Raw genomic sequence first — 9,124 nt, forward strand, 5'->3', positions numbered from 1 at the left:
CGACGCTCGCCGTTGTGCTGGTGTTGCCGGTTCATCAGCCACCCTGACCTTGTTGCCCCTGCCCCGTTTTGCCGGCGTGACCAACGCCCGGTGCCGACTGTTGGGTGCGAACACCCCGTGGAAGCGGGTTAGGTTGACTCTGGGCTTCGGTACCAGGGCGGCCAGCCTTGCAATGAAATCCAATGGTTCGAAAATGACGTGCGTGGTGCCGTCCCGGTACGGCGTCTTGAGCTGGTAGCGCACGTTGCCATTCTTCGTGAGCGACAGCCGTTTCTCAGACACCGCCGGGCGGCTGATGTAGTGGCACAGCCGTTCGAGTTTGCTGCGTTCATCGGCCCTGGCCGCCACGCCGGCGTGCAGGCTGGACCCGGCTACCTTGCCAATCCCGTCACCGAACGGATCACCACTGGTCGGCAGAGTTTGCAAAGTGAACACCTTTCGCCCCGCCTGTGAACCGACAGCGATACGGTAAGTGATCGAGTGCCCCAGCAGGGGTGTCATCGGGTCGTCATCCACCGCATCCGAGGCCAGATAGCTGTTTTCGACATCCCGTTCCAGCAGGCCTTGCCGTTCCAGATAGCGACCCACCCGGTGGGCGATGGTGTGCGTCAGCTGGGTGAGCTCTGGGCTGGTCGGCGCCTTGACCCAGCGGAAACGCGCTGAGCCGTGGGATTGCTCGACATACACACCGTCGAGAAACAGCATGTGGAAGTGAACATTCAGATTGAGCGCCGATCCAAAACGCTGGATCAGGGTGACCGCGCCCGTCTTGGCCACTTGGTGGGTATGGCCCGCTTTCTTGACCAGGTGCGTGGCAATGACGCGGTAAACGATGCCCAGCACCCACCCCATGATCTCGGGCCGGCTGGCAAACAGGAAACGCAGCTGAAACGGGAAGCTCAACACCCACTGACGCATGGGTTGTTCAGGCAGTACTTCATCAACCAGCAAGGCGGCACTTTCGGCCATCCGCCGCGCCCCACAGCTCGGGCAGAAACCGCGACGCTTACAGCTGAAAGCGACCAGGTGCTCGGCGTGGCAAGACTCGCAGCGAACCCGTAGAAAGCCATGCTCCAGCCGCCCGCATTGGAGAAATTCTTCAAATTCCCGTTGCACATAGCCCGGCAATTCCTTTCCCTGCTCTGCCATAAGCGCAGCGAATGCCGGGTAATACTCGTCAACGATCTGATAGAGAAGGGTTTGCTCGGGTCGGTGGCTCTGGTAACGACCAGTATCCCGATCCCGGCTGGCCGTCCTGGCCGCCACATGAGGCATGTTCCGCGTCCTTGCAATACTGTGTTTACATACAGTCTATCGCTTAGCGGAAAGTTCTTTTACCCTCAGCCGAAATGCCTGCCGTTGCTAGACATTGCCAGCCAGTGCCCGTCACTCCCACTCAATGGTGGCCGGGGGCTTGCTGGAGATGTCGTAGACCACGCGGTTGACGCCGCGGACTTCGTTGATGATGCGGCTGCTGATGGTGGCCAGCACATCGAAGGGGATGCGGGCCCAGTCGGCGGTCATGAAGTCCTGGGTTTCCACCGCGCGGACGGCGATCACCTGCTCGTGCGTGCGGCCGTCGCCCATGACGCCCACCGACTTGACCGGCAGCAGTACTGCGAAGACCTGGCTGGTCTTGCGGTAGAGGCCATTGGCGACAATCTCTTCCAGCAGCACTTCGTCCGCATCGCGCAGCAGGTCCAGCTGCGGGCGCGTCACTTCGCCCAGGACCCGCACCGCCAGGCCCGGGCCGGGGAAGGGGTGGCGCCAAACCATCACATCCGGCAGGCCGAGCACTTCGCCGAGTTTGCGCACTTCGTCCTTGAAGAGATTACGCAGCGGTTCGATCAGGCCAAAGCCCAGTTCCGCCGGCAGGCCGCCGACGTTGTGGTGCAGCTTGATATTCGCCGCCGTGCCGGCATAACCCTGGCCGGATTCAATCACGTCCGGATAGAGCGTGCCCTGGGCGAGGAAGTGCACCTGCCCGCCGGGCTTGACCGGCTGAATCCGCGCGGCCTGTTCCTTGAAGACGCTGATGAAGCGGTGGCCGATCCGCGTTCGCTTTTCCTGCGGGTCCGTGACGCCGGCCAGATCCGTGAGGAACTGGTCGCCCGCATCCGCCACGCGCAGGTCCACGTCAAAGTGTTCACGGAAGGTCTGTTCGACCAGTTCACGCTCGTTTTTTCGCAGTAGCCCGTTGTCCACGAAGATACAGGTCAGCTGACGGCCGATGGCCTTGGCCAGCAGCGCGGCTAGGACGGAAGAATCCACACCACCGCTCAAGCCGCAGATCACCTGATCGTCGCCCACCCGCTCGCGGATCACCGCGCACTGGGCGTCGATGAAGTCGCTCATCTTCCACTTGCCCTGGCAACCGCAGATACGGAAGAGGAAGTTGGCCAGCAGTTCCGTGCCGTGGGGCGTGTGGGTGACTTCCGGGTGGAACTGCACGCCGTAGAAGGGCCGGGACTTGTGCCGCACCGCGGCATACGGGCAGGTCGGGGTGGTCGCGAGCGCAAGGAACTCCTCGCCCAGGGTCTGGACCTGGTCCCCGTGGGACATCCACACCGTGGTGTTCTCCGGCAGGCCCTGGAGCAGGTCCGACCGGTCGAGGATCTTCAGTTGAGCGCGGCCGTATTCGCGGGCTTCGGCATTTTCGACCCGGGCTCCGAGTAGTTGCGAGCCGATCTGCATGCCGTAGCAGATGCCCAGCACGGGCACGCCTAGGTCAAAGAGCTTGGGGTCGCAGCGGGGGGCACCCTCTTCATAGACCGAGCTGGGGCCGCCGGAGAGGATGATCCCCTTGGGTCGGATGCGCGCAAGCTGTTCCAGGGTGATCGAGGGGCTGACCAGCAGGGAATACACCCCCGCCTCACGGATGCGCCGGGCGATCAGCTGCACGTACTGCGAGCCGAAATCCAGAATCGGTATCACCTCGCTTACCCCGGGTGGGATGTCGGCGATGGCAGCTTCGGTCGCGGCGTGGAGGTCGTGGGTCATCTGGGGCATGGTGGTATTGTGCTGGCGGTCAGGGAAGGCTCGCCCGGAATAGCGAAACGACCATGATAGCGACCGCCGCGGGCTTCCGTGGTGACGCGGCCGCAGCGGGGGATGCCGCCTGCTTCCGGTCGGGACGGGAGCCTGGAAACGAGCGGGAACGCTTCGGCCCGCCGGGGCGGGAGCGTCTCGGCCCCGCGGCCAGCTCGTCCACCGGACTTTCTCTTCGCCAGAGGCGCTGCCGGCCCCGCGGCTGCGGCTCTCCGCCACCTGGCAACCTGAAAAGTCGCCATTTAGCCTCAAAAGAAGTGGTTTCTCGATCTTTCTGCATCCGCAGGGCTACACTGCCCCTTGGTCGCCCAGGTTTCGGGTTGGAGATGGTGGGGCGGCCTTTTGGAGCTTGAGGAGCTTGCTGAACATGATGGAGTTTCGACCCTCCAGCGTCCGCGAACCGGCTCAGAATTGGGAAAGCGGGGCTGGAAACCTTGGATTTTCCGTGCCGCCTCTGGATCTGCGGCAACTGCTGGCCATGACCGATGAGCGGGGCCTTTTCCAGCATGCCCGCTATGCCTCACCCGATCTGGATCATGGCTACTGCACCGATGACAACGCCCGCGCCCTGATCGCGGCGGCGGAGCACGCCCGCCAGCAGGGCGGAAAGACCGAGCTGCCCCTGGCGGATTATCTGGCTTTTGTGGAATCGGCCTGGTGTCCGCGGGAGCAGGCCTTCCGCAATTTCATGGACCAGCACGGTCAGTGGCTCGAGCCGCAGGGCAGTCTGGACAGTCAGGCTCGGGCGCTCTGGTCGCTGGGCTGGACGGCGGATCGGGCGCCCGAGCCAGAGATTCGCCGGAGAGCAAACGAGCTTTTTGCAGCGGGCATGGACCTGATCCAGCGGCTGGAGCCACTGCGCTCGCGCGCTTTTGCGATTCATGGCCTCGTCCATTTTCTGAAGGCTTGCCCCGGCGATGAGCGGGCGCTTGCGCTGCTCGAAGATCTGGCCCACGGCCTGTACGCCGCCTATCGCAGCCATGCTTCGACGCGGTGGTGCTGGTGGGAAGACCAGGTCACTTACGACAACGCACGCCTGCCTCAGGCGCTGCTGCTGGCCGGAGAAAAGCTGCAGTTGCCCGTGATGGTGCGCGATGGCCTGGCGGCACTGCGCTGGCTTTTGCAGGTGCAGGCGGCCCGCACGCCGGAAGGAGAGCCGTGTCTGGGGGTGATCGGCAATGCCGGCTGGCTGGAGTGCGGGGGCGAGCGGGCCCGGTGGGACCAGCAGCCGCTGGAAGCCTATGCCCTGGTGGATGCATGCCTGGTCGCCGGCCGGGTGACCGGTGAGCCCCTCTGGCAGGAGTGCGCGTGGGACTGCTTCCGCTGGTTCCTCGGGCACAACGAGCTGGGAGCTTCGCTTATTCACTCGGAAACGGGCGGTTGCCAGGACGGCCTGCAGGAAGGGGGTGTCAACCGCAATCAGGGGGCGGAGTCGCTGCTGGCTTATGTGCTGGCGCAGCTTCTGCTCTTCGATGCGCTCGAGCGGGGGGAAGAGTGAAAAAGAAGAGAGAGAGGCTGGGGGTGGAGCGTCTTTAAATAAAAAGCGGACTTGGCAGGGGCGGGATGAAACGAGCGTGTCAGTTGACTGACTGACTGACTGACTGACTGACTGACTGACACGTCAGGGCCGCTCCTTGCGAAAGCAGTCTTCAGGGGAGCCGCTTTTTATTCGGCGCGCAGGCTCTGCTGATACCAGGCGCAGGTGGCTTTGAGCCCGGAAGAGAAATCCACCAGCGGCTCATAGCCCAGCACCTCGCCGATGCGCTGGAGGCAGGCCTGCGAGTGCAGCACGTCGCCTGCCCGCGGTTCGACGTACCGGGGCTTTAGATCGCTGCGCTGCCAGAACTCAGTCATCTGCAGCGCAAGGGACTGCACCGAGATGCGCTGGCCGCTGGCGACATTCAGAATCGCTCCTCTCAGCGGTTGCCGGTGGCGGGCGGCCAGCAGGTTGGCGTGAACGACGTTGTCAACAAATGTGAAATCGCGCGTTTGCTCCCCGGTGCCGTAGATCACAGGCGCCTTGCCCTGGTCCAGGTTCTGAGCGAAGGCGGCGATCACCGCCGCGTAGGCCGAGTGGGCATTCTGCCGGGGGCCGAAGATATTGAAGTAGCGCAGAGAAACGGTATCCAGCGGAAAGCTGCCGGCGTAAGCCTGCAGCAGCGCTTCGCCAGCGATCTTGTTCGCGGCATACGGGCTGAAGGCCGAGGGGGCCATCGCTTCGTGTTTGGGCAACTCTTCGCTCTGCCCGTAGGCAGCGCTGGACGCTGCAAAAACAACGCGCTGAACCCCACTTGCGCGCGCCGCTTCCAGCAGCTGCAGCGTGCCGGTGGCGTTGACCTGGTGATACGCCAGCGGAATTTCGCAGCTGCGCGGCACCGACCCCCACGCCGCCTGGTGAAAGATCAGTTCGCAGCCCGCCGCCGCCTCGGCCAGTTCCGCCGGATCAAGGATGGACGCCTGCCGGAAAAGAACGTGTCCCGGCCCGGTGGCTTCGGCCGGCTGCAGATTCGCCCGATCACCAAAGCTCAGGTCATCCATCGCCACCACGGTAGCGCCCAGGGCCGCCAGCGCTTCGCTCAGATGTGAACCGATGAAGCCCGCGGCGCCGGTCACCAGAACCCGCTTGCCCTGGAAGGCATCGCCGTGCAAAGAAGGCCAGTTCAGCAGTGCCATGAGCGGACTCCGGTGAAAGTTGCGTGCGAAAGAGCACGCAAACAGGATCCAGCCGCGTGAGCAGAATTCAGTAACGCGGGACGGAAGAATCAATATCCGTGGACCAGAGGTCAATACCACCGGCCATGGAGGTGACATCCTCAAAACCTTGTTCCCGCAGATAGGCCGCGACCTTCAGCGAGCGGGCACCGTGGTGACAGTGAACCACGATCTTGCGGTCCGCGTGCTCGGCCAATTCCTGCACGTTGGCGGGAATTTCCTGCATCGGGCACAGGTGAGCGCCTTCGATGCGGGCGGTGGCAAACTCTTCCGACGTGCGGCAATCCAAAAGGAGGAAATCCTCCCCGCGTTGCTGAAGAGCCCGTACCTCGTGGGGCGTGGTTTCCCACTCCGCCTGAAAGGGGTAGCGGGGGGGCAGGCCGGCGGTTCGGTCGGAAGGTGCTTGCGACATGGTCATTCCAAAAAACGTGAGGTTCAAGGCCGGGCGATCCGCTTGGCACTTCAACGGGGCGAGCGGGGCAGCGGCTGGAAAAAGGGGTGCTGAGTCAGGGATAACGGAGGCCGGACCGGGCCGGAAGCAAAGCAGAGCAGCGAAGAAAGGCCAAACGCTTCGGCCGAGCCGGGCAAGCCGTTCACGCTCTTTTAATCTGCGGCAGTGCGAGCTGCGGCAGGCGCCGTGCTTCCGCGACCGAGCGGCGCAGGCGCAGTTCACCGCTGATATTCGCGGAATAGTCCTCGATGATCAGCGGAATCGGCCGCTGCGGCGTGGCCAGTTCCGCGAGCAGTTCAATCCACCGCGGGATGGGCAGATCGCTTTCGCTCAGCGCGCACATTTCACCGGTGTTCTGCCGGAAGCCGTAGGCGTCGTACTGGCCGCCATTTTTGCGGTAGCCGCCCAGGTGGCAGTGGTCCACGTAGTCGCGCACCACGGAAAGGCACAGTTGCGGATGAACGCCGCCTTCACGCGCGAAGTTGGGCAGATCCAGAATCAGTCCGATGTCCTGGGGCGAAAAATGCTCGACAATCTGCAGGGCGAGGCCCGGCGTGATTGCCAGATTGCCCGAGTGCATTTCGATGACCGGTTTGACGCCCAGTGGCCGGGCGATGGCGATGGCCCGCTCATAGGCGGCGACCACCTCTTTGAGGAAGGCCGGGTAATCAAAGAGCCCGGCGGGATAGGCCTTGGGCGTGAGGCGCACCGTGCGGGCTCCGGCCGCGGCTGCGGCCTGAAAGTTAAGCCGCCAGGTAGCTTCATCGGTTCCGGTATGCATGGCCGGCACCGTGCCGAAGGGCACCAGCCCCGCGGCTTCGATCGCCGCTCGCAGTTGCGGCCCTTCTTCAAGCAGGCGCTGCGGGCATCCTTGCCGGGAAAGGAGTCGCCCTTGCTGCTCTCGAGCAGTCGAAACCAATTCTTCTGGTGAAACAGAAGGACAAAGACGAGTTGGAATAGCCGAGCACAGCTAAAGCCAAATCGCTTACGGAATCCGGCTTGTTGAAGATGTTTCATCACTTTCAGTTCTTGAAAAGCAGGCTTTAATTCGTTTGGCAGTTGATTCAGATCGGGCTGATGGTCTATCATGATGGAAGACACCTCTTCTGTCTGGTAGTGATGGCTTGACACTCTCACTTTACCAAACGAAGTGGTGTTTTTCTATTTTGGCAAGCTGGCTATTCAACAGACCGTAAGACCGTTCTACAACTGGTTTTACATTGATTTTCTAGGTGCGAAAGTTGAGTTAAAAATATATAACATAAAACAAATTATATGACAAGGTTGTCACATGACAATGTTGTCATGTGTTGTCCGAAAGATGTTCTGCGCTCACGTTAAGATTTCCAAAATGTTTGCCTCAAATTCCGTTCCTTCTAAAGTGCTTTAAGTCTATTGAGCACAGTATCAATACAGTTTTTGTGCATACCGTGTTATTGGGTTTTGACCATGCGGAATTACAACCTTATAATATTGGGAGGCGTGCCGGTTTGTGGCGATGCTGTCCTACTCACCTGAGTAATGGAACTGATACAATGTCATACAAACCGACGCACATCAATGATTGCCGCACGGATTTTTACTGGCCTGACGGTTCGTTTGTCAGCTTTTCATATATCCGTTTTCGTAGATCATTAATACAGTGGAACTCCTCTGGTTTACCGAGGTATTTTCTGACAACATCTCCACCGAAATCGTGGATTAGCAGACCATCCGTGATGATTCCAACAAGCTCTTCTTCAGAATAATCACTGAAATAACCACGTAGCAGTACAGAATCAAATTTGAACAGTTCGGCTGCAATATACGCATCCTCGTAAACCTTCGGCGCAAGAACGGCATCTGCAAAGTCAATAATACAAAGTTTACCGTCATCGGTAATGATGACGTTGTTGCTGTTTAGATCGCCGTGGACATATACTTTCTCGCCGTAATCGTGAGAAGTGATGTAAATAAGTCTTTCCGACCTAAAGGAATCGGGATATATACTCCACCTTTCAGAACGATCTTCATCGGCAAAGATATCAATGTCATTGAACCGTGGGCAAGAGGTGTTCATTATATTCGTGAGTTTGCAAAGTTGCTTTGCTGCTTCAGATTTTTCAATGTGTGCCATGCTTTTTACGGCTTCGCCGAATGCGGTCCCATGAACATATTCCATTATCATGTAAACAAAACGATATTTATCCTCCACAAAACCATGTGCTATCAGTTTAGGGGAATGAATTCCGAGCTGATTTGCTCGCTGCATGGAAAACAATTCTGTCTGTATTTCCGTTGCCGGATCCATTCCTCCCTCACGCGGAACATATATTTTTATAACAAAATCACCAGATTTGAAAACAGCATTCGTTGCCGGTGGCAGGTTTTCGAGTTTCGCGAGTGGCAGGTTTTCTTTTTGGAATATGAAATTAGTAAGAGCAGAAAAAGCAAATAATGATTGAGAGACATTGCTCCAATCTTGCCAGTTTCCGATTTCTTCTTTAAAAAGATTCATGGTCAATAGCGCCCTCCAACAAAAAATCGTTTAGCCTCAATTTCACTCTAACATTGTGCTACTTGCAGTCTGATCGAAAGTGTCGTCCCTTCGTTCGGTCTACTGCTGACACTAAAATTTCCGCCATTTGCTTCAATGAATTTCTTGGCAATGATGAGTCCCAAGCCCGAACGTTCGCTGGATGTTTTTTCTGCAAAGCTTTGAACAAGTGTCTCACTGAATCCGACCCCGTTATCTTCGATCCGGATCTCCACCGTCCGATCATGGAGTTGCGAAATACAGATCTGTTTTAATATGTACACCTAGCCAATCTCTAATATAATCAGGATTAGTTAATACGTTCACGTATAGGAAGAATAAACGCCCTTTTCACCCAAGTCCAACAGCTTTGGACCGCAGTTGACTCTTTCGACACC

General features: G+C 58.9%; 8 protein-coding genes. 1 reads left to right on the forward strand and 7 read right to left on the reverse strand.

Annotation, left to right across the window (positions count from 1 at the left end; translation table 11 throughout):
- Both ABD980_RS03600 and guaA read right to left on the reverse strand, forming a co-directional pair.
- A partial coding sequence (locus ABD980_RS03600) for an IS91-like element ISCR2 family transposase (RefSeq protein WP_345369673.1) occupies nucleotides 1–1,275 on the reverse strand: 1,275 nt, incomplete at its 3' end.
- 111 nt (nucleotides 1,276–1,386) lie between these two features.
- Nucleotides 1,387–3,000: a glutamine-hydrolyzing GMP synthase gene (gene guaA, locus ABD980_RS03605; RefSeq protein ID WP_345369675.1), complete on the reverse strand. Its 1,614-nt coding sequence runs from the start codon at nucleotides 2,998–3,000 to the stop codon at nucleotides 1,387–1,389.
- A gap of 415 nt (nucleotides 3,001–3,415) precedes the next feature.
- Between guaA and ABD980_RS03610 the strand changes: the two genes are divergently transcribed.
- On the forward strand, nucleotides 3,416–4,546 hold the full coding sequence (locus ABD980_RS03610) for a hypothetical protein (RefSeq protein WP_345369677.1): 1,131 nt from the start codon (nucleotides 3,416–3,418) through the stop codon (nucleotides 4,544–4,546).
- A gap of 167 nt (nucleotides 4,547–4,713) precedes the next feature.
- On the opposite strand, the gene ABD980_RS03615 is transcribed toward ABD980_RS03610, so the two are convergent.
- From ABD980_RS03615 to ABD980_RS11185, 5 genes are all read right to left on the reverse strand, one after another.
- Complete coding sequence (locus tag ABD980_RS03615) at nucleotides 4,714–5,721, reverse strand: NAD-dependent epimerase/dehydratase family protein (protein WP_345369679.1); 1,008 nt, start codon at nucleotides 5,719–5,721, stop codon at nucleotides 4,714–4,716.
- A gap of 67 nt (nucleotides 5,722–5,788) precedes the next feature.
- Nucleotides 5,789–6,172: a rhodanese-like domain-containing protein gene (locus ABD980_RS03620; RefSeq protein ID WP_345369681.1), complete on the reverse strand. Its 384-nt coding sequence runs from the start codon at nucleotides 6,170–6,172 to the stop codon at nucleotides 5,789–5,791.
- A 181-nt stretch (nucleotides 6,173–6,353) separates the two neighbouring features.
- The gene (locus tag ABD980_RS03625; RefSeq protein ID WP_345369683.1) at nucleotides 6,354–7,130 is read right to left on the reverse strand and encodes a sugar phosphate isomerase/epimerase family protein; all 777 of its coding nucleotides are present in this window, start codon (nucleotides 7,128–7,130) and stop codon (nucleotides 6,354–6,356) included.
- A gap of 660 nt (nucleotides 7,131–7,790) precedes the next feature.
- Nucleotides 7,791–8,708, reverse strand: a complete 918-nt coding sequence (locus ABD980_RS03630; RefSeq protein WP_024399348.1) for an aminoglycoside phosphotransferase family protein — start codon at nucleotides 8,706–8,708, stop codon at nucleotides 7,791–7,793.
- 47 nt (nucleotides 8,709–8,755) lie between these two features.
- Nucleotides 8,756–9,010, reverse strand: a complete 255-nt coding sequence (locus ABD980_RS11185) for an ATP-binding protein (protein ID WP_002328886.1) — start codon at nucleotides 9,008–9,010, stop codon at nucleotides 8,756–8,758.
- Between the last annotated feature and the right edge of the window lie 114 nt (nucleotides 9,011–9,124).

Source organism: Paenalcaligenes hermetiae (assembly GCF_039543645.1).
Lineage (GTDB): Bacteria > Pseudomonadota > Gammaproteobacteria > Burkholderiales > Burkholderiaceae_B > Paenalcaligenes > Paenalcaligenes hermetiae.